Annotated in this window: 24 protein-coding genes; 10 read left to right on the plus strand and 14 right to left on the minus strand. The window is 51.8% G+C overall.

Translation table 11 applies throughout. The annotated features are described in order from the left end of the window. Positions 1–103: 103 nt before the first annotated feature. Genes Q394_RS0117980 through Q394_RS0117990 form a run of 3 tightly spaced genes read left to right on the plus strand, consistent with a single transcriptional unit; the run spans position 104 to position 5460 of the window. On the plus strand, positions 104–2254 hold the full coding sequence (locus Q394_RS0117980) for a FecR family protein (RefSeq protein WP_084260528.1): 2151 nt from the start codon (positions 104–106) through the stop codon (positions 2252–2254). Beyond that, positions 2235–4241, plus strand: coding sequence for an adenylate/guanylate cyclase domain-containing protein (locus Q394_RS0117985; RefSeq protein WP_028490470.1), 2007 nt, complete (start codon positions 2235–2237; stop codon positions 4239–4241). The genes Q394_RS0117980 and Q394_RS0117985 overlap by 20 nt, the downstream gene beginning before the upstream one ends. Next, a complete protein-coding gene (locus Q394_RS0117990) occupies positions 4219–5460 on the plus strand; it encodes a hypothetical protein (RefSeq protein WP_028490471.1) in 1242 nt (413 codons plus the stop codon). Before Q394_RS0117985 ends, Q394_RS0117990 begins: the two co-directional genes overlap by 23 nt. Here the strand turns inward: Q394_RS0117990 and Q394_RS0117995 are convergent. From Q394_RS0117995 to Q394_RS0118030, 8 genes are all read right to left on the minus strand, one after another. After that, positions 5450–6316, minus strand: a complete 867-nt coding sequence (locus Q394_RS0117995) for an ATP-grasp domain-containing protein (protein WP_028490472.1) — start codon at positions 6314–6316, stop codon at positions 5450–5452. The genes Q394_RS0117990 and Q394_RS0117995 overlap by 11 nt on opposite strands. 9 nt (positions 6317–6325) lie before the next feature. Next, positions 6326–8353, minus strand: a complete 2028-nt coding sequence (locus Q394_RS0118000; RefSeq protein WP_028490473.1) for a DEAD/DEAH box helicase — start codon at positions 8351–8353, stop codon at positions 6326–6328. 64 nt (positions 8354–8417) lie between these two features. Next, on the minus strand, positions 8418–9647 hold the full coding sequence (locus Q394_RS0118005) for an alpha/beta hydrolase family protein (RefSeq protein ID WP_038142039.1): 1230 nt from the start codon (positions 9645–9647) through the stop codon (positions 8418–8420). 49 nt (positions 9648–9696) lie between these two features. Beyond that, positions 9697–11352, minus strand: coding sequence for a ubiquinone biosynthesis regulatory protein kinase UbiB (ubiB, locus tag Q394_RS0118010; protein ID WP_028490475.1), 1656 nt, complete (start codon positions 11350–11352; stop codon positions 9697–9699). Between the two features lie 33 nt (positions 11353–11385). After that, positions 11386–11955, minus strand: coding sequence for a DUF2058 domain-containing protein (locus tag Q394_RS0118015; RefSeq protein ID WP_028490476.1), 570 nt, complete (start codon positions 11953–11955; stop codon positions 11386–11388). Positions 11956–12033: 78 nt separating this feature from the next. Then, the gene (locus Q394_RS0118020) at positions 12034–12864 is read right to left on the minus strand and encodes a prolyl hydroxylase family protein (protein WP_028490477.1); all 831 of its coding nucleotides are present in this window, start codon (positions 12862–12864) and stop codon (positions 12034–12036) included. A 15-nt stretch (positions 12865–12879) separates the two neighbouring features. After that, positions 12880–13143 carry an RNA recognition motif domain-containing protein gene (locus tag Q394_RS0118025; RefSeq protein WP_028490478.1) on the minus strand — a complete coding sequence of 88 codons (264 nt, stop codon included), beginning with the start codon at positions 13141–13143 and terminating at the stop codon, positions 12880–12882. 141 nt (positions 13144–13284) lie between these two features. Next, positions 13285–13488 (minus strand): cold-shock protein, encoded by a 204-nt coding sequence (locus tag Q394_RS0118030; protein ID WP_028490479.1) that lies wholly within the window; start codon positions 13486–13488, stop codon positions 13285–13287. Positions 13489–13635: 147 nt separating this feature from the next. Between Q394_RS0118030 and Q394_RS0118035 the strand changes: the two genes are divergently transcribed. Together Q394_RS0118035 and Q394_RS0118040 are read left to right on the plus strand one after the other, a co-directional pair. Beyond that, the gene (locus Q394_RS0118035) at positions 13636–14388 is read left to right on the plus strand and encodes a cytochrome b/b6 domain-containing protein (RefSeq protein ID WP_028490480.1); all 753 of its coding nucleotides are present in this window, start codon (positions 13636–13638) and stop codon (positions 14386–14388) included. Between the two features lie 94 nt (positions 14389–14482). Beyond that, the gene (locus Q394_RS0118040) at positions 14483–15064 is read left to right on the plus strand and encodes a beta-class carbonic anhydrase (protein ID WP_028490481.1); all 582 of its coding nucleotides are present in this window, start codon (positions 14483–14485) and stop codon (positions 15062–15064) included. Here the strand turns inward: Q394_RS0118040 and Q394_RS0118045 are convergent. Then, positions 15061–15672 (minus strand): ubiquinone biosynthesis accessory factor UbiJ, encoded by a 612-nt coding sequence (locus Q394_RS0118045; protein WP_028490482.1) that lies wholly within the window; start codon positions 15670–15672, stop codon positions 15061–15063. The genes Q394_RS0118040 and Q394_RS0118045 overlap by 4 nt on opposite strands. 119 nt (positions 15673–15791) lie before the next feature. On the opposite strand from Q394_RS0118045, the gene msrP reads away from it, so the two are divergent. The 3 genes from msrP (at position 15792) to Q394_RS21070 (ending at position 18618) form a co-directional block, all read left to right on the plus strand. Then, on the plus strand, positions 15792–16703 hold the full coding sequence (gene msrP, locus Q394_RS0118050; RefSeq protein WP_028490483.1) for a protein-methionine-sulfoxide reductase catalytic subunit MsrP: 912 nt from the start codon (positions 15792–15794) through the stop codon (positions 16701–16703). After that, complete coding sequence (locus Q394_RS0118055; RefSeq protein ID WP_028490484.1) at positions 16703–17347, plus strand: protein-methionine-sulfoxide reductase heme-binding subunit MsrQ; 645 nt, start codon at positions 16703–16705, stop codon at positions 17345–17347. Before msrP ends, Q394_RS0118055 begins: the two co-directional genes overlap by 1 nt. A 101-nt stretch (positions 17348–17448) precedes the next feature. Then, positions 17449–18618, plus strand: coding sequence for an ATP-binding protein (locus tag Q394_RS21070; RefSeq protein ID WP_038142041.1), 1170 nt, complete (start codon positions 17449–17451; stop codon positions 18616–18618). A 13-nt stretch (positions 18619–18631) separates the two neighbouring features. On the opposite strand, the gene Q394_RS0118065 is transcribed toward Q394_RS21070, so the two are convergent. The 4 genes from Q394_RS0118065 to Q394_RS0118080 are packed head-to-tail and all read right to left on the minus strand — an operon-like array spanning position 18632 to position 22181. Further along, on the minus strand, positions 18632–19684 hold the full coding sequence (locus tag Q394_RS0118065) for an HD-GYP domain-containing protein (RefSeq protein WP_038142042.1): 1053 nt from the start codon (positions 19682–19684) through the stop codon (positions 18632–18634). Beyond that, positions 19677–20180: a Rab family GTPase gene (locus Q394_RS0118070; protein WP_028490486.1), complete on the minus strand. Its 504-nt coding sequence runs from the start codon at positions 20178–20180 to the stop codon at positions 19677–19679. The genes Q394_RS0118065 and Q394_RS0118070 overlap by 8 nt, the downstream gene beginning before the upstream one ends. Before the next feature lie 24 nt (positions 20181–20204). Continuing rightward, positions 20205–21659, minus strand: coding sequence for an OmpA family protein (locus tag Q394_RS21760; RefSeq protein WP_051543547.1), 1455 nt, complete (start codon positions 21657–21659; stop codon positions 20205–20207). Between the two features lie 3 nt (positions 21660–21662). After that, the gene (locus tag Q394_RS0118080) at positions 21663–22181 is read right to left on the minus strand and encodes a hypothetical protein (protein ID WP_156946924.1); all 519 of its coding nucleotides are present in this window, start codon (positions 22179–22181) and stop codon (positions 21663–21665) included. 175 nt (positions 22182–22356) lie between these two features. On the opposite strand from Q394_RS0118080, the gene Q394_RS0118085 reads away from it, so the two are divergent. Both Q394_RS0118085 and Q394_RS0118090 read left to right on the plus strand, forming a co-directional pair. Beyond that, complete coding sequence (locus Q394_RS0118085; protein WP_210222426.1) at positions 22357–23193, plus strand: CbbQ/NirQ/NorQ/GpvN family protein; 837 nt, start codon at positions 22357–22359, stop codon at positions 23191–23193. Between the two features lie 9 nt (positions 23194–23202). Beyond that, positions 23203–25383 carry a nitric oxide reductase activation protein NorD gene (locus tag Q394_RS0118090; protein WP_211248852.1) on the plus strand — a complete coding sequence of 727 codons (2181 nt, stop codon included), beginning with the start codon at positions 23203–23205 and terminating at the stop codon, positions 25381–25383. Here Q394_RS0118090 and Q394_RS22805 read toward each other — a convergent pair. Next, positions 25384–25626: hypothetical protein (locus Q394_RS22805; RefSeq protein WP_211248853.1), on the minus strand; the 243-nt coding region annotated here is incomplete at its 5' end.

Below are 25626 nucleotides of genomic sequence, written 5' to 3' on the forward strand. Positions count from 1 at the left end.
GGTCATTTAAATATTCTGGTGTGCAATTGCTTATAGGGATGATAAGGTTAATCTAGATTAAGTACTTCTCAGGGCGCATTCGGAAAATTCATAGGCAGTCGGTATGAAATATACAACGTCATTCTTTAAGATTTTGGCTTTAGTTAGTGTGCTAATGTTGCCGATAGCTAGTGTGTGGGCGGATGAGGCTAAAACTAATGCCACGCTTGAGGCAACAAGCATAGAGTCGCCTCATCATGTGATTGGTAAGGTTACTTATTTGCTGGGGCAGGCTGAATTGACATCCGCCGATGGCACGGTTGTGCCTATGACGCCGCAAACAGAGATTACTGAGGGCAGTACAGTATCAGTTAAAGATCGAAGCAAATTGAATTTGCTTATGATTGACGGTGAAACAGAAAAACTACCTGCAAATAGCACGCTTATTTTTATTAAATATTCTTATGATAAAAACAAACCAGAAGAAAGTGAAATTCGTAAGGAGTTTATTGAAGGAACAATTACGACTAAAACGGGTGCAGGTGGTCATTATGCCCCTACGCGTTATCGTTTAAATTCGCCTTTAGCAGCGATTGCGGTATTGGGTACAGAATACACCGTACAAGTACGCGATGGTGAAACACGGGTAACGGTTATTTCAGGAACTATTTCCATGGCTAAGCTGGGGGGGGCTTGTTCCTCTTCGGGGCTGGGGGCGTGTGCTGGTGGGCAACTACTGTCAGAAAACCAGCGTGGCTTGGCTTTGGTCGTATTAGAGGATCAGCCGAAGCCAATCTTGATGCCTGCATCGCAGTCTTCCGTGACCACCAGTCAGGCGCAGCCGACACCGGCACCTGCTGAAGAGTCTAGTAAAACAGATAAAACAGATAAAACAAATTCAAAAACGGAGAAACAAGAGACTACTAATGCAGCTACCTCAAGTAACGCAGCTACCTCAAGTAACTCAGATGACAAAACAATAACGAAGACGGATGCTGTTACAAAAGATCAGAGTGCTACAACCACGACGGATAAGGCATCAACCAGTAGTACCACGAGCACTAATGAATCATCATCAGCTCAATTGGTTGATGAGCGTGATGCATTAATGGCGCTGGATAGCACGCAAAAGACGACGACTACACCGACCACGACTAATTCAGTGGCCTCCAGTACGTCGTCCAGTAGTACTGTACAAACGCAAACGACTATACCGGCAAGTGTTGCCGTTTCTACTACTGAATCAGCGACTAAAGTGACAACACCTGTGACAACGACGTCTACGGTGAGTGCGACCACTCCAGTGACCACTGGTACTCAAGCGACCGTAGTGGCGTCTACGGCGTCGGCCACTGCTACGGCTAATTTAGAGAGTAACCAGCCAACATCGTTTACGATGCCAGCCACGACAACCAGTACCGGAACAACCTCCGCTTCTAGTACGGGAACAACCTCCGCTTCGTTGGGAAGCACTAGTGGTGCTGTTCTGAACTCTTCGGTTACAGGTAATACGCTGATTGGTGGTACGCAGACAGGCTCATTAACAACTACCGCAGTGGGTTCATCACTGGGTGGTGTTAGCTCTACTTTGCTGGAGTCGAATAAAAGCACGACAACGGTTGTAACAGAGAGTGGAGGTGTTATCCCAGTTGTTACTCTACCAACTGTTACGCCAGTTACGCCAGTTACGCCAGTTACGCCAGCCGCACCCGCTGCCAGTAGTACTGCTTTGCCCATTGTTCGCTGGGGAGACTATGATCCCACTGCTATTGTGAGTGGTTCAACAACGCTGAGTGATCAGGTTAATAGCCAGTATGAGCAAGTGGTTGTGGGAAGTGTTGCCGGTGATCGCACTATCGAACGTTTGAAAAATGCGACTGCCACCTTACCTGAACAGCGTGATCTATCGCTGACATTGGGTAGTTATGAGGCAAATGTGCGCAATACCGCTACAGGTGCAAAAGCTGCTGCAACCATCAGTAATGCGAATCTGAACATTAACACGAGTAAGAGTAGTTTTAGCACAGGCTTCACACTGGATTCTTCACTCAATAGTGCGCCGGTCAATGTAACAGCAACGGGTACATATTCAGCTGCTAATGGTTTATTGGCGGATGATCGCTCTAATCCGCAAACCACCATAACAGGTGCGGTGGGGACATTGGGTGATTCAGTCGGGGCAGCCTATAACTTTACTCTTCAGATTGCCCCGCAATTAGATGCAGAGGGTGGTTTAAATTGGAGTGGAACGGTAGGTGCACCTATTGGGAATTGAGCGCTTTCTGAAAGAATTACGAATATTCAGGCGTAAAGGTGGACGGCTGCTATTGCTGATAGGCATAGCAGCCGTTTTACTGTGGGTGCAACAACGTGACCCAGGGCAAATGTATAGCGGTTGGCAGACGCGCGTATGGAATGGGTATGAGCATTGGGGGGTTAAACTACAAGACCGTAAGCCGCTGGCATTTGTGGTGCAGATTGATGGCCCTAGTATCAACGTGGTTCGTGAAATGTATGGCGAGGATTGGCCATGGCCTAGGCAACGTTATGCCGATTTGTTGAAAATTCTATTTGAAGAGTATCACGTCAATGTCGTGGGGATGGATATGTTCATGCCCTATGTGCGTGATTCGGAGGGTAATGATGCTTTATTGGCGCTAGCACAGCAGCACCATTTAGTCTTTGCTCAAATTTTTGACTTGAATCCACCGGATCAGGCATTTTCGACAGGGCAGTTAAGTGGTGGTTTGCTGATAGACGAACCACAAGCTACTCATTTATTTCCTCATGCAAACGGTTATGTCGGCCTGACACCACAATTAGCGACAGCACCTTGTGTGGGGCACGTAACGCCTATCAAAGACGCAGCAAATGGTTTGATTACCAAAGTACCCCCTTTGATTATACATTTGGGGAGTTTTTACCCGATGCTGGCTTTGGAGATGTTGCGTTGTCAGTCAGGGGGGAAGTATGACTTTTCCGTGACTCCGCAGGCTAATGGCTGGCAATTGGAGGTGCGAAACCTGATGGGTGAGGGTAGTTCCGCAAAGTTGGTGGTGGATGAGTCGGGTTTGTTACGTGTGCCTTATCAAATTAAGACCAGTAATATTGATGCTATTTTCGCCAGCGATATTTTTCAGCGGAGAATCTCACCGGATATGGCTGATAAACTGCAAAACGGTATCGTGTTGCTGGCGGGTACTGCGCCCGGCTTGGGTGATCAACATGCAACACCGCTGGAAGCCAGTGTGGCAGGTGTGACCGTGCATTTGCAATTGCTGGAGTGGTTATTGGGTGAACAGGATAATGCGCCAGCATTTTCGCTCGACACCTGGTCATGGATTATCGGTTTCTGTGGTTTGGCCGGGTTGTATGCCTTGTTGATTTCTGGGGCTAGTGTTGGGATCGTGATTTTTACGCCATTATTACTGGCCGTTGGTTGGTTATGCTTGGGCTTCTTGGGCTGGCTGGAGAAGAATTGGTTTGTTCCTATGCATCCTGCGGTGCTATTCCTGGCCTTTTTGGCGATTCAGGTGCCCTTAGAATGGTGGTTGGCACAACGTGCTACAGGGCGCTTACGTAAATTGTTTCAGGATTATCTGCCCGAACAATTGGTGGAACACATCGTCAATGACAATCGCAGCGATTTAATGTTACCCAGTAAACGCTGTTTGACTTTGTTGTTTGCTGATATTGCGAATTTTACGCAACGAGCCGAGCGTACCTCACCGGAAATATTGGCTGAGTTAACCCAGCAATTATTGGAACGCCTTACGGCGGTGGCGCACCAACATGAGGGGACGGTCGATAAATACATGGGAGATGCGGTAATGGTGTTCTGGAATGCACCCTTTTCACAGCCTGACCATGCTGATCGGGGAATTGCTGCTGCGTTAGATATGATGGCTGCGATTGAGCAATTCAATCATGAGGGAAGCAGCCTGCTAGAAGGGGAACCGATTACCGTGCGTATCGGTGTACATACTGGTGATGTGGTAGTGGGCGATCTGGGAACCCGTTTCCGTCATGCGTATACGGCTATTGGTGATGCAGTCAACGTGACTGCACGATTACAGTCACTGGCTCGGGAACTGCATGAACATTTGGTGGTCAGTAAACAAACCGTTGAGTTGTTAGCGAAAAGCTGGCCACTGATTAGCAAGGGTGATATTGCCTTAAAAGGGCGAAAAGAAGCCGTGGGGGTGTATACCTTGATCCACAATAACCGGAGTGAACAGGATGCTGATGGGGCTAAATCCTAACAAAAGTGTCGTAGGCTTGTGTGGTTCTCTTGTTTATTTGACGTTGGGAGCACAGATAGCCGTTGCAGCTCCTCCAGAAATCAATATCGAGAATTTGCTTAAACAGGCCGAGACGGCTTGTTTACAAGGCGATACGCCGCGTTTAACGAGTCTTAGCCAAAGAATTCGTGCATTAGCCGAGCAACCTGCTTTACAGGCACAGCAAGTTTTTCTCAATCAGTTATTGGGTTTGTTTCAAGCGGGTGTTTGTCAGCCGGGCAGAAACCCTACGTTAAGCAATCGTCGTAACCCATCGGCCGGTCATGAGGTGGCGATACCAGACAGCTTGCCAACCACGACTAAAACCTCCCATCTACAGGTGTCGGCTGGCTATGTGGATAATGTGAATCAGGGCAGCCGCCATGAGCGAATCACGGTCACCAATCCCTTCAATGGTTTGGTGGTAGAAGGGCAATTGGATAAACGTAATCAGCCGTTATCTTCGCCGTTCGCGCGTGTGGAGGGGACGTACCGAATTGCTCGTGAGGGGGGGGATCAGGTGCTAACGTTGAGCGCTGCGCGACAAGAATATACAGATGAACCTGATTTTAGTACCACCACTTTAGCTGTTAGTGGGCAAAAGGTTTTGGAGCGTGGTAAAGAAACGGGAGCCTATCTGAATATAGTTCGCGGTGATGCTGGCGGGATGGAACAGCGGCTTGGGGGATTCTATTACCAACCACTATCAGCTAGTGAGCAGCATAAGACAGGGGTAAATGTCGGGATGGAATACGTCAATTACCCCGAACAGAAGCTGTATAAGTCCCTGGTAGCGAATGTTGTATTGGAACATCGTAAAGCGTTGAATCGGGGGGGGGAGCTTGGCGTAAGTGGTGGGTTGGCAGTAGATCATGCTTTGGAAGATCGTCCTGGGAGTGATAGACATGAGGTGAGGGTGTCGGGGCAGTGGATAGGTAAGCCAATATTGACTGATTTACAACCGAGTGTAGGGGTGCACATGGCTTATAAGCTTGATACTAAACCATTTGATACCAAGTTGTATGGTGACGGTACCCGGACGCAGGTGAATAAAAGCATCGAGTTGGGTCTAAGCAAAAAAATGGGTAATAATAAGCTGCAAATGAATTACCAATACGGGCGGTCTCAGGATAAGGAAATTCTGTTATATGATCAGCCTGCCAGTAGTGCCGTGGGCATCAGTTTCGAGACTAATTTCTAAAGCGACTGTTCAATACCCGCGCAAAGCGTTCGGCGGCTGTCGCATCTCTATTGAAATACAGCGACGGCTCAATCAGTTCCAGCTCCATCAGCGCAAAACCGTTTTCAGTGCGTACCCAGTCGACGCGAGCGTAAAGCGTCGGCGCGGGGATGGCGGCAAGCGTAGCACGGCTCAGTTCCCGTAATACAGCTTCCGGCTCGACGCTTTGTAAGTGTCCGCCGTGTTCTTCCTGCACCCGGAAATCGCCCGGCTTGGGGGTTTTCAGAATCGTGTGGCTGTATTCTTCCCCAAAAAAGAACAGCGAAAATTCGCCCTCGGTAACGATGGCGGGGATGAAAGGTTGCGCCATGCAATCACGCTCCTGAAACAGCGTTTGCAGGTGGGGGAATTGCTGCTCAAGGGCAGTCGGTGTCAGGCGGAAAGTGTCATCAGCATTGGCGCTGACAGTAGGTTTGATAATGATTTCATCGGTTTGCCAGCGTGTAAACAGTGTTGGTAGTGCTGTCAGTTCCAGCCCATGTAGCCATGCCGTTGGCACAATCGGGATGCCTTTGGCTTCCAATTCACGCAGATAGGTTTTGCTTAGATTCCAGCGTACTACGTTCAGTGGATTTTCCAGCCGGGCGGTGGAATGTTCGATGGTGTCAAGGACGGTGAGGAACTGCTCTGGGTCGTGCTGGTAATCCCAGCAGGAGCGAATAATCACGGCATCGAACTGGTTCCAGTCGATGCTGTGATCGCGCCAGTCGACGACTTCAGTTTGCCAGCCGTAGCGTTGCAGCGGGGCGTAGAGCAATTCATCGTAGCAGACGAATTGCTCCAAGCTTGCCATGCTGAGAAAGGCACAGCGTTTCATCAGCGTTACTTAGGGCGCAGGGCGCTTGGGCTTGCCTTTGTCCTTGTTCGGTGCTGCCGCCTTTTTGATAGCGGGCTTGCGGGCGGGTGGTTTATCACCGCCGAACTTGGGCTTGTCGTCGGCAAAGCGTGGTTTTTCACCGGCTGCAAACGGGGCACGTTCCTTTTCGCTGCGTGGGCGGCGGTCAGGGCGTTCACCACTGCGCGGCGCACCATCACGGCGTGGCGGTGGGCCATCGCGGCGGCTGGGTGGCGGGCCATCACGACGCTGAGGGGGGCGACGATCATCGCGGCGTTGACCACCACGTGAGCCACCACCGCCGCCGCCACTGCTCCGGTTCGGGGAATAATCGGCAGCAGCTTCACCGGCTGGTTCGATATTGAGCATTTGCCCGGCAACCCGTGCAGTACGCAACTCGTGCAGGATGTCTTTGGGCATTCCTGCGGGCAGGTCTACCAGACTGCAATCGTCCTGAATTTCGATGTAACCGATGTAACGGCTATCCAGACCGGCTTCATTAGCAATTGCGCCGACGATATTGCCCGGTTTAACGCCGTGAGTGCGTCCGACAGCAATGCGGAAGCGTTCCATGGGAATGGTGTCTTCATCACTGCTGAAAGCGGAGTTGGCAGCATTGGATTTGCGCTTGCCAGAGCGATCCTGATCGCGTTCGCGTTCTGCATTGGGGTTGTAGGCCGGGTGGTTACGCTTTTCTTCCAGCAACAAAGGCGAGTCGCCTTGCAGCAGTTTGGCAAGAGCAGCGGCGATTTCGATGGCGGGAACATCGTGTTCACGCTCGTAACCTTCCAGTAATTGCGAGAAGAAATCCAGACCTTCTTCTGCCAGCGTGTCGGTGATGCGTTGGCTGAACTGGGCAATCCGCAGGTTGTTGATGGTTTCCGTGGACGGCAATTCCATCAGGTCAATCGGTTTGCGGGTAGCGCGTTCGATGTTACGCAGCAAATGACGTTCACGCGGGGAAACGAACAGGATGGCTTCACCGCTACGCCCGGCACGCCCGGTTCGCCCGATACGGTGAACGTAGGATTCGGTGTCGGTCGGGATGTCGTAGTTGATGACGTGGCTGATGCGTTCCACATCCAGACCGCGAGCGGCGACGTCGGTGGCGACGAGGATGTCGATTTTGCCTTTCTTCAACTGGTCGATGGTGCGTTCACGCACGTTTTGGGCAATGTCACCGTTGAGGGCGATAGCGTTGTAACCACGTGCTTGCAGTTTGTCAGCCAGTTCCACGGTTTCGTTTTTGGTACGCACGAACAGGATGACGGCCTCAAACGGTTCGGCTTCCAGAATGCGGGTCAGTGCGTCGAGCTTGTGCAAGCCGCTGACCATCCAGTAACGCTGACGGATGGTGTCGGCGGTGGTGGTTTTAACCTTGATTTTGACTTCGGCAGGGTCAGTCAAATAGCTTTGCGCAATGCGGTGAATCGCAGGTGGCATGGTCGCCGAGAACAGCGCAATTTGGCGCGTTGGCGGGGTTTGCTCCATGATCCACTCGATGTCATCGACGAAACCCATACGCAGCATTTCATCGGCTTCATCCAGCACCAGTGCTTGCAAGCCATCGAGCTTGAGCGAGCCACGGCGCAGGTGATCCATGACGCGACCCGGTGTGCCGACCACGACTTGTACGCCACGTTCCAGTTGGCGGAATTGGGTACGGTAATCTTGTCCGCCGTAAATCGGCATGACGTGGAAGCCAGGGAGCTTGCCTGCGTACTTTTGGAACGCTTCGGCAACTTGAATCGCCAGCTCGCGGGTCGGGGCGAGGACGAGAATTTGTGGCCCGGTCTTGCTCATGTCCAGACGTGAGAGCAGGGGTAGGGCGAAGGCGGCAGTTTTGCCTGTGCCGGTTTGCGCTTGTCCGAGGACATCGCGGCCTTCCAGCAAATAAGGGATAGTTTCAGCTTGAATGGCTGAAGGTGTTTCGTAGCCGAGATCTAGGACGGCTTGCAGCACGGGGGCAGCAAGGCCGAATTCGGCGAACGCGGGCATGGTATTGGTTTCTGAGGACATGGGGCTTACGGTGAGGAGGAAACCGGGCATTATGCGCCAGTTTCCTTATAAGATAAATGCCTTTCTACAAGTCTTTTGCAAAGGTGCTGAAGTATTGTGTCATGACTTGTGCGTAAGGTTTGATGCAACCGGTGTGGTCGGCAGGAATGGCGAAACATTCGTCCAGTTCAATATTACTGGTGCCTTTTGCCCGCATTCCATCGAGGGCGCGGGTAGAATTGCCAAACGGTACGGTGTCGTCGTCACGCCCGTGGGTCAGACGTGTCGGGGTTTTGGCTTGCCAGTCGTACAGGCTGTTATTTTTCATGGTGGGGTAGTCGTTTGCCATCCAGTCCATCAGGAAGGTTTTGCTGAATTTGATGTCGCTTTCCTTGGGAATGAGGATGTACATCAGTAGGTCTACGGTTGCTTCGTCAACTTTGCCGGGGTATTTGGCTGCGAGGTCAGGGCGGCTTAAACCGAGTGCGCCACCAGCGGCTGAGAGTATGGCTTTGGTATTAAGCAATTCATCGAGGGTGTATTGCAGGTCGTAAGGCCCGGCTCCAGCAACACTGGCGGTAATGGGCGTGCCAGCCGCTTCCAGCGCCTGTTGTGCGGCGAGGGTAACGTAACCACCTTCGGAATAGCCGGTGAGGAATAGTTGGTCATTGAGCGGCTGACGTTGTTCAGCAAGCCATTGTCTAGCCGCGACGATGAAATCGGTGACAGCGACGGCAGAAGGGTCTTTTTGTAAATAAGGATGATCCTTGCCTTGTGATGCACCGTAACCAATGTAGTCCGCTGCTATGACCACAAAGCCGAGCGAGGCAATGATATTGACGGGCGAGGTGGCAACCGTGTCATTGCTGGGTGCTTCGATATTGTGGAATACCGTGCCGTGCTGAAAACTCAGCAGCGGGCTTTTCGCACCAGTTGGTTTTTGTGGGACGGCGATAATGCCAGAAGCGGTACTCAGCTTGCCGTCACCATCCAGCGTCTGGTAGGTGACGCGGTATTGTTTGACATCGTAGACGGGGATAACAGCCGGTGCTTTTGCTGTTGGGTTGCTGATGGCAGCCGTGCTTTCTTGCACGGTATTGGTTTTGACCAGTGCTCCATCCAATAATGCGCCGCGTGTATTGGTGATACGTGCAGGAATCGGTGCTAAGGCAGTGGTGGTAGTGTCAGATGTGCCGGTGAGGTTGTTCTGGGCGTTGCTTGTGCTGCTACCACTGCCACAGGCTGTGAGTAACAATGCACAGGCTAGCAGTTGGTAGGTGGGGCGTAGCAGGTGACGGTAGGTAAAACAATGCATAGACAGGAGCACTCCAATAGATCAACTTAACTGAATAGTGTAGTTTGGTTCAGCGTAACAAACTATAACCCAGCAATCCTAATCCCACAGTTCCTAGTCCCCAACTGAGCAGCGATACGCCGAGTATCGCAGGCAATACAGCCGAACTCATGGTTAGCGTTGCCGTAATCAGCAGACTGCCGCCGACAATTGCCAGCCGGTTACTGCGTTGTGACTGGCGCATTTCCTTGCGTAAGGTTTCCAGTTGCTGCGATTCCCACTGCATTTTGAGTTTTTGCTGTACCGTTTGCTGCATGATGTCGTGCAGCATATTCGGCATGTACGGCAGGTTTTCCAGCAATTTTGGCAGGTTGACTTTTGCGCCGTTGAACAGGGCGCGTACCCCGACTTGCTCATCCATCCAGCGCTCGATGAAGGGTTTGGCGGTCGACCACAAATCGAGATCGGGGTAAAGCTGACGCCCTAGCCCTTCGATGTTCAGCAGGGTTTTTTGTAGCAGCACTAATTGCGGTTGCACTTCCATATTGAAGCGCCGCGCGGTCTGGAACAGGCGTAGCAGGAATTGCCCGAAGGAAATATCCTTGATCGGTAGGTTGAAAATCGGTTCACACACCGAGCGGATCGCCGATTCAAATTCGTCTACCCGCGTGCTCGGCGGAACCCAGCCGGATTCCACGTGCAATTCTGCGACCCGCTTGTAATCACGCTGGAAGAAGGCGTAGAAGTTTTCCGCAAGGTAACGTTTGTCGGCAGGGGACAGCGTACCAACGATACCGAAATCCACCGCCATGTATTGCGGTTCTTGCGGGTCGGTGGCGTTGATGAAAATATTGCCGGGGTGCATGTCGGCGTGGAAAAAGTTGTGGCGGAATACTTGGGTGAAAAATACTTCCACACCCAGTTCGCCGAGGCGCTTGAAGTTGATATTGTGTGCTTTGAGCTGCTCAATGTCGCCGACGGGGATGCCGTAAATCCGCTCCATCACCATCACGTTGGGGTGGGTGTAGTCCCAGTAAATGGCGGGCACGTACAGGGTGGTGCTGCCCTCGAAATTGCGGCGAATCTGGCTAGCGTTGGCGGCTTCGCGCATCAGGTCGAGTTCGTCGAAAATGGTTTTTTCGTATTCGGCGACCACTTCTACTGGGCGCAGGCGGCGGGCTTCTTTCCAGTAGCGTTGCAGCAATTCCGCCATCATGTACATCAATTCAACATCTTGGCCGATGGTTTTTTCAATGCCGGGGCGTAGCACTTTGACGACGACTTCTTTGCCATCCCACAATTGCGCGGCATGGACTTGGGCGATGGAGGCGGAGGCCATCGGGTCGGTTTCAAAGCGTTGGAAGACTTCGGTGACGGATTTGCCGTAAGCCTTTTCGATCATGCGCCGCGCTTCCGCACTGGAAAACGGTGGCACGCGGTCTTGCAGACGGGTGAGTTCCGTCACGATGTCGTCCGGCAGCAAATCGCGGCGGGTGGATAGCATTTGCCCGAATTTAATGAAGATCGGCCCTAAATCTTCGAGTGCGCGGCGGATGCGTTCCCCGCGTGGGCGGTTTTCCTGTTTGCCCCAGTTCCACGGCGAGAGGTGGTAAATGAACGCAATCGGGCGCAAGAAGGGAATATTGAAGATGAGTTCATCCAACCCGTGGCGAATAAAGACACGGTTGATGGTCCACAGGCGCAGCAGGCGGGTGATGGATTTCATGCGTTTAGATCAATCAGGGGAAAGCGGCGCAGTTTACCACATCAAATCGTCTGGGATTTTGTAATCCGCGTAAGGATCTTCTTCTTCCACGGCAGACGCTTCGGTACTACCCGCGTTTTGCACCAGAATGCAGGCAGCGTCGCGCTGGGCGATTTTCTCGGCGACCTGTTTAGGTACGAGTTCGTAGCCATCACCAAACTTGACCAGCACGATAATGCCGTAGGCCAGTTGGTCTTGCAGCGTTGTCGTGAGGTATATCTTTTTGATTTTACTGCCATCGGCGAACTGGTAGGCGATATCACCGCGTTGGCGGTCGATGCGGTTCAGGCTGATCAGTTGCTTAATTTGGGCTTGAATGGCTTTTTGCGCTGCCTGTTCGCGTTGGATGCGGTTCAGTTCGCGGGAGCGTTCGGCTTTTTCCTGCAAGACTTTTTCGGCGAGTAATTTGGCTTCATCGACGATGACTTCGCCCGCTTTTTTAGCTTTTTTCTGTGCATTGGCGGTTTTCTGGTGGGCTTGCTTACGCAGTTCCTGTTCGGCTTTGTCGGCTTTGGATTTGTCGATCAGGCCAGCGTTGAGCAGTTGGTCTTTGAGTGATGCCATGTGGGAATCCATCCGGTGAACAATGATGGCGAGAGTATACCATTTGTCAGCGTGTTTGCGGGTAGCTGCTCACTGGGATCAGTCGTAAAACATCGGCCCGTAGCCATTCTCGCGGAACCACTTAGTGATAATGATTTTTTCACCCGCTTCGACCGGCATACCGTGGTGCATGGTATTGCGATTGGGCGTGCCATCGATGTAGAGATTATTCCAGATGACTGCCATGCCTTGTTTGGGGTAAAAGGTGTGATCCGGGTATAAAAAATGGGTGCCGCCACCCTTGGGGGTGTCGTTGAGATAGATCATGAATGTCCAAGTGCGTTGCCCTGCTTCGCCGACAAATTTTTCATAGACATCTAGATAGGGTGAGAAATAGTCATGGTGCGCTTTGAATTCTTGTCCGATGCTGTAACGCTGTGCTTGAATCGGTTCAGAGTAGGGCGGACGAATGCCCAAGCGTTGGGCTATTTTCTCGTTAATGGTTTTGATGAGGGGATTTCGAACTTCATCCAAATAACAGGTTTCACTGGTTCGAAAAGCATCATCACCATTAGAGTGCGTGACTGTTGAAGGGAGTAAATCTGTTTTGGTGATGGCGATTATTTGTTCGCATTCCTCGGGTGTCAGGAAGTCTGCGATGGTGTAGAGCTGAAGCAGGTCGGAGTCAAAACGTTGCGCGGGCGGCTGTGCGCCCTCGCGTGTTAAGACGTTCGCAACGGCCTGATAATCCATTGGAGGTGGCGGTTCAGTGCTATCAATACCCGTGGGGTACGCATCACCCATCAACTGTTGAATGGTGGTTACAGCAAACCCATTGGCTCGCATAGTGCGATACAACTGAGCCGGGTCGCAGTGACGCGCTAGATTTTCATCCAACCAGGCTTTCCATTCTTGATCGACTGCCAGCATTACTGCCTCCTGATATTAACGGCGTCCCCGACCCTTAGATTTAGGCTTATCATCCGTGACTTTTAGCAGGTTGTCCATGAAGGTTTTACCACTTAAACCAGCCATGGCGGCACGCGCTTCGTGGCCTTCCATGTCGATCAGAGCGAAACCTTTGCATTTGCCTGTGAAGATGTCACGCGGCATTTCGAGTTTGCGGATAGTGCCGTATTCTTCGACCAAAGCACGGAGTTCTTTTTCAGTTGCTTGGGGCGCGATGTTGCCGATGAAGAGTGTTTTCATGGTTATGATTCCCGAATGGTGTGGGTGCGTGATAGCAGGAGTGGGCAAAGCGAAAGCCCAATGGAAACGGGCTGGTGTCCTTTTCCGCCATTAGCGGAGGGAAACCAGCCCGGATATTGAATAAGCGGTAGGCTTGAAAGCTTATTGGGGAACGACGTTAGTAGCTTGCGGGCCTTTTTGGCCTTTTTCTACATTGAAGCTGACGGGTTGACCTTCTGCCAGAGTCTTGAAACCTTGGCTTTGGATAGCGCTGACGTGTACGAATACGTCTGGGCCGCCGTCGTCTTGAGAGATAAAGCCGAAGCCTTTGGTGTCGTTAAACCATTTTACTTTGCCTGTAGCCATGAGTGTGTTCCTTTAAAAACAGGTATATATAGATGCATTGGTGCTTACAGGTAATGGGGAGGTATTCGTGAAGTAACCGGAGGGAACTATTGAAACTGCCAGGATAATATCTGTAGCTATGGCGAGGTTAGGCTAATCGCCCGCTGAATGCCACTATTATTTTGGATTCCTGATAAACTGATTTTCCACAATGGGTGCATGAGCGAGGCTGAAATGCAGCAAGAAAATATACGGTACGTGTTGGTTTGGTCGGGTTGGATACGGCTGATTCATTGGTTGATGGCGGCAGGTGTGCTGTTCTTATTTGCCAGTGCGTGGGCTATCCAGCACGGCAATGTCGATTATGAGTTCTGGCGTGACTGGCACATGATTGTGGGGCAGTTGCTGCTGATCACGGTGGTGGCACGGGTAATTCTGATGTTCCTGTTGCCGGGCAGTGCGCATTGGAGTGCTTTCTTGCCGGATAAGGCGCAATGGGAAGGGGTGAAGCAGATGCTGTTGTTTTACCTCAGTTTTGCGCGTTTTCCGCTGCCGAACTGGTATGCGCATAACCCTTTCTGGAAACTGCTCTACCCTGGATGGTTGCTACTCTTGATCGTCACGGCGGTGATTGGGTTGTTTTATAATTCAGCGAGTACCTTGCTGGGAATGTCGATGTTCAAGCTGCATGCTGGGCTGGCGGGGATTATTCTGATTCTCACCGTGGCGCATGTGCTGGCGGCATTCCTGCACGACTTGAAGGGCAAGGGTGCGGCGATTTCGGGCATGATCAGCGGCTACCGTTATTTCCATGTGGAGAAGCAGGAAGGGGGCAAGGCGGCGAATCCGGCGGCAGCGGTGGGTAAGGCTTCTATCGTGCATGTTTCCATTGATAGCATTCAAAAAATGCCCAAGCGCTAAGATATTCAAGCAATCTCTGCGTGTTTTCTAGTGAGGCACGCTACTTCGGTCTATAGTCTTTTAAAAGATTTTACAACCGAAGGAGGAGATGACGATGAGCAAGGTGCTAGAAGAAGTGCTGGCTGCGAATGCAGATTATGTGGCTGATTTTGGAGACAAAGGCAATCTGCCGATGCCACCGGGGCGGAGTTTCGCTATCCTGACTTGTATGGATGCGCGGCTTGACCCTGCGAAGTATGCAGGTTTGGCAGAAGGCGATGCGCATGTCATTCGTAATGCGGGTGGCAGGGCTAGCGATGATGCGATCCGTTCGCTGGTGATTTCCTATAAATTGCTGGGAACACGGGAATGGTTCGTTATCCACCACACCGATTGCGGGATGGAAACCTTCAACAATGACATTATGGGCAATCTGCTGGCGAGCAGCCTGAAAACCTCGAGTGTGGATGCGTCCGGTTGGCACGACAGTGGTGTTGGGGCAGGCACGAATGATGGTAAATTCATCCAGTGGTTGACCATCAGCAATCAGGAGCAAAGCGTGCTGGAAGATGTGCAACGCATCCGCAACAGCCCGATGGTTCCGGCTGATATTCCCATTTATGGCTACATCTACGACTGCAAAACCGGCAAGCTGGTGGAAGTGCCAGAAGCGACCGCCGCCGGTCGCGTGGCTTAGTTTTCCAGCCGCTTGAGGCGGGCATCGAGCCGATCCACGTCCATCCGCAGCGTATCGACTGCATCCAGATACCTGCGGATTTCGGCGTCAGCGGGGAGTAGCCGTGCTTCTTCCTGCAAATATTCGCGGGTATTGAGACGCATGGCATGGGCGGAACTGTCCAGCCAGCCTTTGGTGTCGCGTGCCAATTGCCCCATCTGATGTGCTACGACATCGCCGACCGCCCGCGAGAGCAATTCTTCCCAATCCACGTCGATTTCGCGCAAGATCTGGCTGAAACGGTTGCCTAACCCCATGTCACCGTCGATTTTAATCCTTTGTTCCAGCATGGCTTTGCCGGTGTCTTCGCTGGCGGAAAGCCGCATCAAAGCTAGAGCGGAACCTTGGATGGTCACATCTGGCGCGGCGTCATACGCGGTGGTGACGCGCACAGTGTCCGCCGTGGGCAGAAAATACAGTTTCAGGTCAGGGTTGCTGATGTGCAGACAAATGAGCTTGCCCTGCATGGTTTGTAAGCGTGCCAGTGCGTTGCCGTGGCTGGCTTTGTCCAGTGTTAGCCAAGTATTGAAGGCGGTTTCAAGGGTGGCGGTCAGAGCGGCGAATAGCATGTCAGGTTCCTCTCAAAGTATGCTGAGAGCATACCTTTCTTACAGGTTATTTGCATCCAAACCGCTTCTTGGTGCGTAATGGCTTTATACATAATAACTTTATGCCGAAGGTGCCAATCATGTTAATCAAACGCCCAGACGATATGACCGACAACGATGTGACTGATTTTGATGTCTACCAGCGTCGTCGTGATTTCCTCAAAACCTTGGGGGGCATCGCTTTGCTGGGGGCTAGTGGCTTGCCGTTGATGGCACAAGCCAAGTCCACCTTTTCGACCGATGAGGAGCAAACGCCTTACAAAGATGTGACCACCTACAATAACTTCTACGAATTTGGCACCGATAAAAGTGACCCGGCGGAATATGCTGGTTCCTTGCAGACTTCGCCGTGGAGCGTCACCGTGGATGGCGAATGCGAAAACCCCGGCAAATTGACGTTGGAAGACCTCCTCAAACCCCACAGCACTGAAGAGCGCATTTACCGTTTGCGCTGCGTGGAAGGTTGGTCGATGGTGATCCCGTGGATGGGGTTCCCGCTGGCGGATTTGCTGAAACGTTTTAACCCGACTTCCAAGGCCAAATACGTGCGCTTTGAAACCCTGTTTGACCCCAAGCAGATGCCGGGGCAGCAGCGTAGCGTGCTCGATTGGCCGTATGCGGAAGGTTTGCGGATGGATGAGGCCATGCACCCGCTGACTTTCATGGCGACCGGATTGTACGGCAAAAACCTGCCGAACCAGAATGGCGCACCGTTGCGTCTGGTAGTGCCGTGGAAATACGGTTTCAAAAGCATCAAGTCCATCGTCAAAATCAGTTTTCTGGAACAGCAACCGGCTACCAGTTGGGGGCGTTCTGCACCGGGCGAGTACGGTTTCTATTCCAACGTTAACCCAGAGGTGGATCACCCACGCTGGAGCCAGAAACGTGAGCGCCGGATCGGTGAATTCCGCAAGCGCGAGACTTTGATGTTCAATGGCTACGATCAGGTGGCAAGCCTGTATAGCGGCATGGATTTAAGGAAGAATTTCTGATGCAAGTCCGCGAACCCTATTTTACCAAGGTCTTCAAGCCTGCCGTGTTCGTGCTGGCTTTTATGCCGCTGGTATGGCTGGCGTGGGGGGCATGGCAAGAGGAGCTGGGCGCGAACCCCATTGAAACCATTACCCGCAGTCTGGGTGAGTGGACGTTACGGTTTTTGCTTTTAACGCTGCTGATTTCTCCACTGCGGCGGGCGACAGGCTGGGTTCAAGGTGTACGGTTACGTCGTATGCTCGGCCTGTTCGCTTTTTTTTACGGCACTTTGCACCTGTTCAGCTACCTGTGGCTTGATCAGTTCTATGACTGGGGGGAAATCTGGAAAGATATTCTCAAGCGCCCGTTTATTACGGTGGGGATGCTGGCTTTCCTGCTGATGACACCGTTGGCGCTGACGTCGTTCAAAAAGGCTATGCGCAAGCTGGGGCGTAACTGGCAGCGGCTGCATACGCTGATTTACCCGCTGACGATGCTGGGGGCGTTGCATTTCTGGTGGCTGGCAGAATCCAAATCGCGGTTGGCTATGCCGTTATTGTACAGCGTGTTGCTGGCGATTTTGCTGGGGGAACGGGTGTTTCGTTGGTTGCAGAAGAAAGGGGCGTGGCGTTTGGAGTTGCCGGGAATGTTGCGGCGTAGTTAGTCGTCAATACCATCCTTGCAAATCAAAGGTTGAACTTGAGATTTGCAAGGATGAGGGCTAAGCTATTGCTTTATAAGTCTCGTTTCCCCGGAATCATGCCCATGATCAAGCGTAGTATTACTCAGGAACTGCTGGAAAGTAGCCGCGAATACCCTGTTGTCACTATCTTTGGCCCGCGTCAGTCTGGCAAAACGGTGTTGGCGCAACAGTGTTTCCCTGACAAGCCATATTATTTGCTGGAAGACCCCGATACCCGCCTTGCCGCTGAAACCGACCCACGGGGTTTTCTGGCGCAGATGCCCAACGGCGCCATTCTGGATGAAATCCAGCGTGTGCCGATGCTGCTCTCTTACCTTCAAGGCATTGTGGACAAGGCGCAGCAGCCGGGTATGTTCATCCTCACCGGAAGTCACCAGCCTGATTTGCATACGGCGGTTAGTCAGTCATTGGCAGGGCGCACGGCTTTGCTAACCTTGTTGCCGCTGGCATTGGAAGAGGTGCGCCAAGTACAGGCGGAGTGGGATGTATTTGACCTGATCCATCAAGGGGCATTCCCGCGTTTGCATAGTCAGCAGTTGCAGACGCATCGTTTCTTCAATGGTTACTTGCAGACTTACGTGGAACGGGATGTGCGGGCAATCCTGAATGTGAAGGATTTGAGCCGTTTCCAGCAATTCTTGGTGTTGCTGGCGGGACGTGTTGGACAAGTGGTGAATTACGCCTCGCTTTCCAATGATGTGGGGGTGTCATCCACCACGATCCAGCAATGGGTCAGTGTGCTGAAAGCGTCATACATTCTGTTCGAGTTGCCGCCATTTTTTGCGAATATCAGCAAGCGGGTGATCAAGTCGCCCAAATTGTATTTTACCGATACCGGGCTGGCCGCTTTCCTGTTGGGCATCCAGTCAGCGGAACAGGTGGCGCGTGACCCCTTGCGCGGCAATCTGTACGAAAATCTGATGATTCTGGAAGTTCTCAAGGCACATTTGAACCGGGGATTGCGCCCGGATTTGTATTTCTACCGCGATTCGCAGGGCAATGAGGTGGATTTGCTGATCCGTCAGCGTAACGGCTTATTACCCATCGAAATTAAATCGTCTGCGACGTTTTCCACCACTTTTTTGAAGGGGATTGAGTCGTTCCGGGCGACATCCCCCGATTGTCTGCCAGATGCGTTGGTGTTGTATAACGGCGAGCAAACCCATCAGGTGAAACAGACGCGGGTATTCAATTTGCTCAAGTCAGGGCAGGGTGTGGATTCTCTGATTTAACTATCCGGTTTGATTAATAAGAAACCAGCAAATCCCCGATCTCGTTCACTTCCAGACGGATGCGCCGCATCACCGGCAATAGCCCGACAAAAACTTTGAACAGCTCAGGGTCGAGGTGTGAACTTGTCATGCTTTCCATCAAGGTTAGGGCTTCTTGCTCGCACATGGCTTTTTTGTAGACACGTTCGTGTACCAGTGCATCGTAAATATCCACAATCGCGGTAATACGGGCGGATTCGGGGATTTCTTCACCCACCAAGCCGCGTGGATAGCCGGAGCCGTCCCACTTTTCGTGGTGGCACAGGGCGATGTCGGCAGCCATATCGAGTACCGGAATATTGGAGTCTTGCAGCATTTTTGCACCGATTTCGGTGTGGCGCTTCATGATGGCGAATTCGTTTTCGGTGAGTTTGCCTTTTTTGAGCAGGATGCGGTCGGGAATGCCGATCTTGCCAATGTCGTGCATGGGGGCGGCGATGCGGATGTCGTCAATCTGTTGTGCTTCCCAGCCCAGTGCTTTGCCCATGGCGGCGGCGTACAGGCCGATACGTTTGACGTGAGCACCCGTTTCTTCATCGCGATAGCTGGTAAGGCTGACCAGTTTGATGGCGATTTCTTCTTCGCGTTGTTTGATTTTCAGGGTGCGCTTTTGCACTTCGTTTTCGAGCTTTTCCTGGGTGAGCAAACCTTCGCGCAATTGTTGCAGGTGGCTGACTTCTTTCCGGTATTTTTCCCCAAGGTTTTGCAGTAGCAGGATGGCTTCGCCGTTGACCCAGAGGGCGCTGGCTTCGAGCGCTACTTCATTGCCGAGTTCGTCGGTTTCTATCCATACACCAGAAGCGAGTGGGGTGGTTTGTTGGGTTTGCCAGTGCGCCTCGGCATCATCCATAAAGCAGGTGAGGTAGGGGAAGGTATGGCTCAAGGAGCAATGCTCGGCTGAGGAGTGCCCAAGGAAAAACACCAGCCACTCGGGTATATCGGAAACCAAATGGAAATGCGTGGCATTTTTTTGTGAAAATACCGCCATATTTAGGGAGCAGCAGATGCTGGCGAGTAGCTTATCCATGTGAATTCTCCCTTTGTTGTAAGAGTTGCAGGAACATGTCATCAACCCCTTGTCCTTGTTTGGCACTGGTTTCTACTACAGGGTGACCCAATTGGTGTAGGTGCTGGTATCGTGGGGGATCCAGTTGCCATGACTGTTTTAAGTCGGCTTTGTTGAGGGCAAAGACAGCTGGTAAGGCTCCTGCGTTGCTTTTTACCATGTCATGGATAGAGAGGGCTGTATCGTAAGAATGTGGGCGCGTGGGGTCGATCACGATAATGTAGCCCGCCATGCCGCGCAGGTAAGCGGTGCGAATGCTGGTGAAATCATCTTCCCCAGCGATATCCCACAGCATCAAGGTGTATTCTTTATCGTCGACCTTCTGGTATTTTTTGTCGATTTTGACGCCGACGGTGGTCAGGTATTTTTCACTGAATAGGCTGTCAACATAGCGGCGGATGAGGCTGGTTTTACCGACTGAGAAGGAGCCTAGCAGGCATATTTTCTGTTGGATCATGTGTATCCCTCGCGCATTTTTGCGCTAGTAAAGACTTACCCGATAATGGATGCTGCGTTCGTTTTTTTGCAAAGTCGCGGGAATGCCAGGTTGATTTGAGCCGTAAGCGACCAGCACAAAGGCTGGAATGCCTGATTTGATGAGGGCATCACGCAGGTTTTCAGCACGTTGTTGGGCGATGTGTTGATTGATGTCATCTGTACCGCTGGTATCGGCATTACCTAGAATCATGATTTGTAAAATGTTATCTGCTTGTTGGGCGGCTTGTAGTAATGCCACTATTTGTTTGCTTAAGGCGATAATATCAGGCTGATCTGGGGTAATCGTTGCTTTAGCTTTTTCGAAAGTATGCGTGGTGCTTTCTATTTGTTTCGTGAGGGTAGCAATGGTGTTGGCATTGTCCGTGATCTGTTTAGCTTGTTGTGCCGTTTGTTGTTGTTGTTTGTCTAGCAAGGTTTGCAACGAGGCCTGTAGTGCGGCTTGTTGAGTTTGTTGTTGTTGCAGTTGTTCTATGATGGCTTGTTTTGCTTGAAGCGCTTCTTCAGCCAGTTGCGCTTGGGTTTGTTGATATTGGTAAGCCCACCAAGATAAGGCACATGCGATGGTGATCAATAATAGATAAGCGAGCCAGGGTTGTCTTTTTTCTTTGATTTTATGTTTTTTGACCAAACAGTCGTGGAGCAAGGGGTCTATACCTATAAAATCAGCATTTTGGCCTTGGTAAGCTTTGAGTATGGGGGCGTATTGTTGGTGAACGGTTTCGCTCGTTTCTGCGAGCAGGGTTCGAAGTTCACTGGGTACGCAGCCGCGAACGACTAGCGCCAGCACGGCTTGCGGGCCATGTTCAATCAGTACGGTTAATTCACCAAGGCGTAGGGTATCTAGATTGCTATCACCTTCGACAGCAAAAGAATCTTGGATGAAGTCCTGAATGGCGGTAAACATACCAGAAATGATAGCAGGGTCTTTGCTGATAACATTTTCCGATACGATATGATGGAGTAGCAAACCCGTTTCACGGTGGATCAGGAAGACTTGTTCGACTTGGTAGATGAGCGTGCGTAGCAAGGCAATTTGCGCATAACTTTGCCCAGTACGCCATGCATCGAAACGCCACTTCCACGAGCGCAGAGACAGGCTTTGTTCGAGTAATTGGTTGAAATGCGCAAGGGCTTCGTTCAATGCTTGCTGAATGGATTTGCGGATCGCAGGTCCCATGACGGGGTATAGTACGTCTGCAATATGTTTGGGATTGCTCTTGATCGCATGGGTCAGTGCATGTTCGATGGTAGGCGCCAAGACGGTTGATATCGTTCCGTCTTGGCTTTCCCTTTTGGCGAGTGCTTCGGTAATAACGCTGGCAACACTGGCACTGTATTGTTCGGTGTTTTCAATTTGTGATTTTAATGCCAATAAGGCATCGTAGTCCTTGCCGAACAATAAGTGACGTAACTGTGCTATATCCGGCGTGCCTTGCATGGCTTACACTTTGTCACCAGCAAGCTGATGGCTCACATTGGCTAACAGAGAGGCCAGCATTTTGCGGTCTGTCTTGTCTTGGCGCAGTTGTTCGGCCGCTTGCTTGATTTGGTTTAACAGCTCTTGACGTTGCTCGTCCATGACTTGGCTGAGTAGCTTGGACTCTTGTTCAATGCGTTGGCTTAAATCAGTGTCGCAGGTCTGCAATTGGCGTTGCAGGTTTTCGATACCTTTGCTGTTTTGCTCGAAATGCTTGCGGAAGGTGGCACCATCACCCATACGGGCTTTGGCTTCCTGATCCAGCAAGTCTTGCAGCATGTGGATTTCGTGGTTGATGCTGTCCATGTTCTTACGCATTTCATCGCGCACCGAATTGGTCCAGACTTTGACAAAACGTTCTAGATTCGCCAGACGTTTTTCATTTTCACGCGCTTGTTCGCCGAACAGAATATTGCGCACCATGTCGAGGTTTTTGTCTTGCACGGGCGGGGTAAATTCAAGCTCTGCTTCTGTGGTTGTCATGGTTGTTGTCATGGTTTAGCCGCTATTATTATTATTGAGAATGAGCAAGACGTTACCACTGCACGTTGCTGCCTGCCAGTTTTCCTGATGTGTGGTTATTGGCAATACCCGTACAACTCTTGTAACTGTTATGATCATACGCTCTGATGCCATCAACCACAGGAGTATGTCATAAGTGGAGAATACCGCTAATTCAGGCAATACCGCCCTTATTCACGATCCGTCGACTTATCTTATTGAGAAAGAGCCTTACTATGTCCCCGTGGGGAATGAGATTACCTTGTTTGAGGCTGCTTACGACAATCATCTGCCCTTGTTGCTGAAAGGGCCAACGGGCTGTGGCAAAACCCGTTTCATGGAATACATGGCGTGGCGCTTGCAACGCCCGATGGTGACGGTATCTTGCCACGATGATTTGACGACTTCCGATCTGGTAGGGCGTTATCTGGTCAAGCAGGGCGAAACGGTGTGGGTGGATGGCCCGTTGACCCGTGCCGTGCGCACCGGCGGCATTTGCTATCTGGATGAAATCGTTGAGGCGCGTAAGGATACGATGGTGGTGATTCACCCCTTGGCAGACGACCGCCGCATTATGCCGATTGATAAGTTGGGGCAGTTGCTGGAAGCACCGGACAGTTTTTGCCTAGCGATTTCCTACAACCCCGGCTATCAGAGCGTGTTGAAGGAATTGAAGCAATCCACCCGCCAGCGTTTTGTGGCAATCGAATTTGATTACCCGAAACCGTCGCTGGAACGCCAGATCATCATTCACGAAACCGGACTGGATGAGGCCATTACCGACAAGTTGCTGAAGCTGGCGGATATGACCCGCAACCTCAAAGGCAATGGTCTGGAAGAGGGCGCGTCGACTCGGTTGCTGGTACACGCGGGCAAACTCATTGCCAAAGGTGTTGAACCACGGGCAGCGTGCCAAGGGGCGATTGCGCTGGCTTTGACCGATGACAGCGACATGATTGCTGCCATTAATGAGCTGATCGGCGCACTGTTCTAGGAGGCGGGTTTGAAAGCATCTGTACAACCCTATTCCCAGGAAATCTTACTGGAACGGCTTGAAGAGCTGTACGAGGTTGAATTCACTTGGTTGAAAGTTGATCCGCTGGTAGCAGTGTTGGTCAACCTTGATCGGAATACGCAAGACTTCATCCTTGGTTGGGCGATGCGTTTGTTGACGACCAATGTCTACATTAGCCACGAATTCATTATCCGCGTGGTTGAAGCGCTGGATCGGTTGGAACGCCGTGTCATTGAGGCGTGGGCAGTCCATGCGGCGGATACCTTTGACCAGCAAGGTTTACGCCCGGCGTTATTGGTTATTCAGCAAGTCGATGCCTTTCTGGAACATGCCCATGCCCATGCGGAAGGCATTACCTTTGCGGAGGTGGAGTCTATCCTGTCGACTTTCGTGTGTGGCCTGTCGGGGCGGCGTTTGAAACTGGCGCAAGGTGACACGGTTTACACCGACAGCGAAACGCTGTATTTGCCGAACATTACTGCGAAATTGGTTAAGTCCAAGGATAACTTCCTGCTGTGCAAGGCGCAGGTGGCGTTTATGTGGGCGCAAACGCGCTTTGGCAGTTTTCGGGTGGATTTTACCACGGCGTTTACGGATTACCCGGATAAGGAGCAGGCGTTGGCGGCGTTTCATGCGCTCGATACCCTGCGGCTGGAGGCGTATATGGAGCGCGAATTGCCGGGCTTGTGGCGTGATATGCAGCGGATTGAACAATTGCGCTTGGATGAGGTGCGGGAGGAAGAGGGCGTATGCAATATGCCCCTACAGGGGATTTGGGCGACGTGTAGGGGCGTATTGCATACGCCCTCGGCTACCGTTGATGATGTGTTGGCGTTAGTGCCGCAGGTGTTGGGCTTGCCGATTCCACAGCCGGTTTATCAGACACGTTTGAACCCTGAAGCGGTGATGACTTGTATGTTGGCGCGGATGGAGCGTGAGAAGATTTTGCTGCGGGTGAAACTGTCAGAACTGGCGAAAGAGATGCGGGGGGAGGAAGAAACCCCTCCCGACCTCCCCTTATCAAGGGAGGAGGAAGAGAAGAAGGAGGTTGCGCCGCCGGAGTTTGAGTTGCGGGAAGTGCCTGAAGGTCAGGGCATGGAGTTGGTGCTGGATGATAAGCCGATTGCTCCGCCCGAAGAGGTGAAACAGCTTATTACCTCCATCATGCTCGACTGGGGTGATGTGCCGCCGGAAATGTTGGTGGCAGCAGGCCCCGGCGAATACGACCCCTCTTTGTACCAAAAAGAAGAAAAAGATATTGAGGATGTCTGGAAAGGCATCTACCACGAAGATGGCGCATTTCTGTACCGTGAGTGGGATTTCGCCCGCCAGCATTACCGCAAGAATTGGTGCGTGTTGCGCGAGCTGGAGATCAGCCCCGGCGACCCGGTGTTTGTGGATAAGGTGCTGGACAAGTATCAGGGCATGATCAAGCATTTGCGGCGTACCTTCGAGGCGATGCGCGACGAAAACCGCTTGCTCAAGCGCCAGTCGCAAGGCGATGACGTGGATATTGATGCGCTGGTGGAAGCGCTTGCCGACAGCCGTGATGGGCGCGAAATGAGCGACAAGTTGTTTCAGCACATGCACCGTGCGGATCGCAGCATGGCGGTGATGTTCATGGTGGACATGAGCGGCAGTACCAAGGGCTGGATTAACGATGCGGAGCGCGAAGCACTGGTGATGTTGTGCGAAGTGCTGGAAAAGTTGGGCGACCGTTACGCGATTTACGGCTTTTCGGGGATTGGGCGCAAGCGTTGCGAGATTTACCGCATCAAGAGTTTTGACGACCCTTACAACGCGCAAACTAAGGCGCGGATCGCGGGGATTACGCCGAAAGATTACACCCGGCTGGGTGTGGCTATTCGCCATTTGACCGAAAAATTGAATGGGGTGGATGCCAAAACCCGCTTGCTGATTACGCTCTCGGATGGCAAGCCGGAAGATTATTTCGACATATACAATACGCAGTATGGGATTGAGGATACGCGCCAAGCCTTGTTTGAAGCGCGGCGTACCGGGATTCACCCGTTTTGCATCACCATCGACCAGCGCGGCAAGGATTATTTGCCGCACATGTACGGTCACGCGAATTGGGTGGAAATTGATGATGTGAAGAAGTTGCCGTTGAAGGTGGCGGATATTTACCGGCGGTTGACGACGCGTTAATCATACCGAGAAATCTTTGACGCCGCAGGGCAGTTGTACCAAGCCATCGGCAAAATATCCAAGGCGTGAATGCCACCATAACCTGTGATCACGATACTGATGGTAACCTAAAGACAGAAACCAGACCCACATGTACTGGCTTCGGCTAGTTATCGTCCAGATGGACAGCCCCGCGCACAGGTGTATGCGAATGGCGAGGGAATTGGTCACGATTACGACCAAAGCGGGCATCGTATCAGCACC

The organism is Thiothrix lacustris DSM 21227 (genome assembly GCF_000621325.1).
In the GTDB taxonomy this organism is placed as follows: Bacteria; Pseudomonadota; Gammaproteobacteria; order Thiotrichales; family Thiotrichaceae; genus Thiothrix; species Thiothrix lacustris.

Coding starts and splice junctions, on each gene's coding strand:
- Q394_RS0118000 (WP_028490473.1), bottom strand. CDS start 8,353: ATGTCCTCAGAAACCAATACCATGCCCGCGTTCGCCGAATTCGGCCTT.
- Q394_RS0118005 (WP_038142039.1), bottom strand. CDS start 9,647: ATGCATTGTTTTACCTACCGTCACCTGCTACGCCCCACCTACCAACTG.
- Q394_RS0117980 (WP_084260528.1), top strand. CDS start 104: ATGAAATATACAACGTCATTCTTTAAGATTTTGGCTTTAGTTAGTGTG.
- msrP (WP_028490483.1), top strand. CDS start 15,792: ATGTTAATCAAACGCCCAGACGATATGACCGACAACGATGTGACTGAT.
- Q394_RS0118040 (WP_028490481.1), top strand. CDS start 14,483: ATGAGCAAGGTGCTAGAAGAAGTGCTGGCTGCGAATGCAGATTATGTG.
- Q394_RS0118020 (WP_028490477.1), bottom strand. CDS start 12,864: ATGCTGGCAGTCGATCAAGAATGGAAAGCCTGGTTGGATGAAAATCTA.
- Q394_RS0118070 (WP_028490486.1), bottom strand. CDS start 20,180: ATGATCCAACAGAAAATATGCCTGCTAGGCTCCTTCTCAGTCGGTAAA.
- Q394_RS0118045 (WP_028490482.1), bottom strand. CDS start 15,672: ATGCTATTCGCCGCTCTGACCGCCACCCTTGAAACCGCCTTCAATACT.
- Q394_RS0117990 (WP_028490471.1), top strand. CDS start 4,219: ATGCTGATGGGGCTAAATCCTAACAAAAGTGTCGTAGGCTTGTGTGGT.
- Q394_RS0118030 (WP_028490479.1), bottom strand. CDS start 13,488: ATGGCTACAGGCAAAGTAAAATGGTTTAACGACACCAAAGGCTTCGGC.
- Q394_RS0118035 (WP_028490480.1), top strand. CDS start 13,636: ATGCCACTATTATTTTGGATTCCTGATAAACTGATTTTCCACAATGGG.
- Q394_RS0117995 (WP_028490472.1), bottom strand. CDS start 6,316: ATGAAACGCTGTGCCTTTCTCAGCATGGCAAGCTTGGAGCAATTCGTC.
- Q394_RS21760 (WP_051543547.1), bottom strand. CDS start 21,659: ATGCAAGGCACGCCGGATATAGCACAGTTACGTCACTTATTGTTCGGC.
- Q394_RS0118015 (WP_028490476.1), bottom strand. CDS start 11,955: ATGGCATCACTCAAAGACCAACTGCTCAACGCTGGCCTGATCGACAAA.
- Q394_RS0118080 (WP_156946924.1), bottom strand. CDS start 22,181: ATGACAACCACAGAAGCAGAGCTTGAATTTACCCCGCCCGTGCAAGAC.
- Q394_RS0118065 (WP_038142042.1), bottom strand. CDS start 19,684: ATGGATAAGCTACTCGCCAGCATCTGCTGCTCCCTAAATATGGCGGTA.
- ubiB (WP_028490475.1), bottom strand. CDS start 11,352: ATGAAATCCATCACCCGCCTGCTGCGCCTGTGGACCATCAACCGTGTC.
- Q394_RS0118055 (WP_028490484.1), top strand. CDS start 16,703: ATGCAAGTCCGCGAACCCTATTTTACCAAGGTCTTCAAGCCTGCCGTG.
- Q394_RS21070 (WP_038142041.1), top strand. CDS start 17,449: ATGATCAAGCGTAGTATTACTCAGGAACTGCTGGAAAGTAGCCGCGAA.
- Q394_RS0118025 (WP_028490478.1), bottom strand. CDS start 13,143: ATGAAAACACTCTTCATCGGCAACATCGCGCCCCAAGCAACTGAAAAA.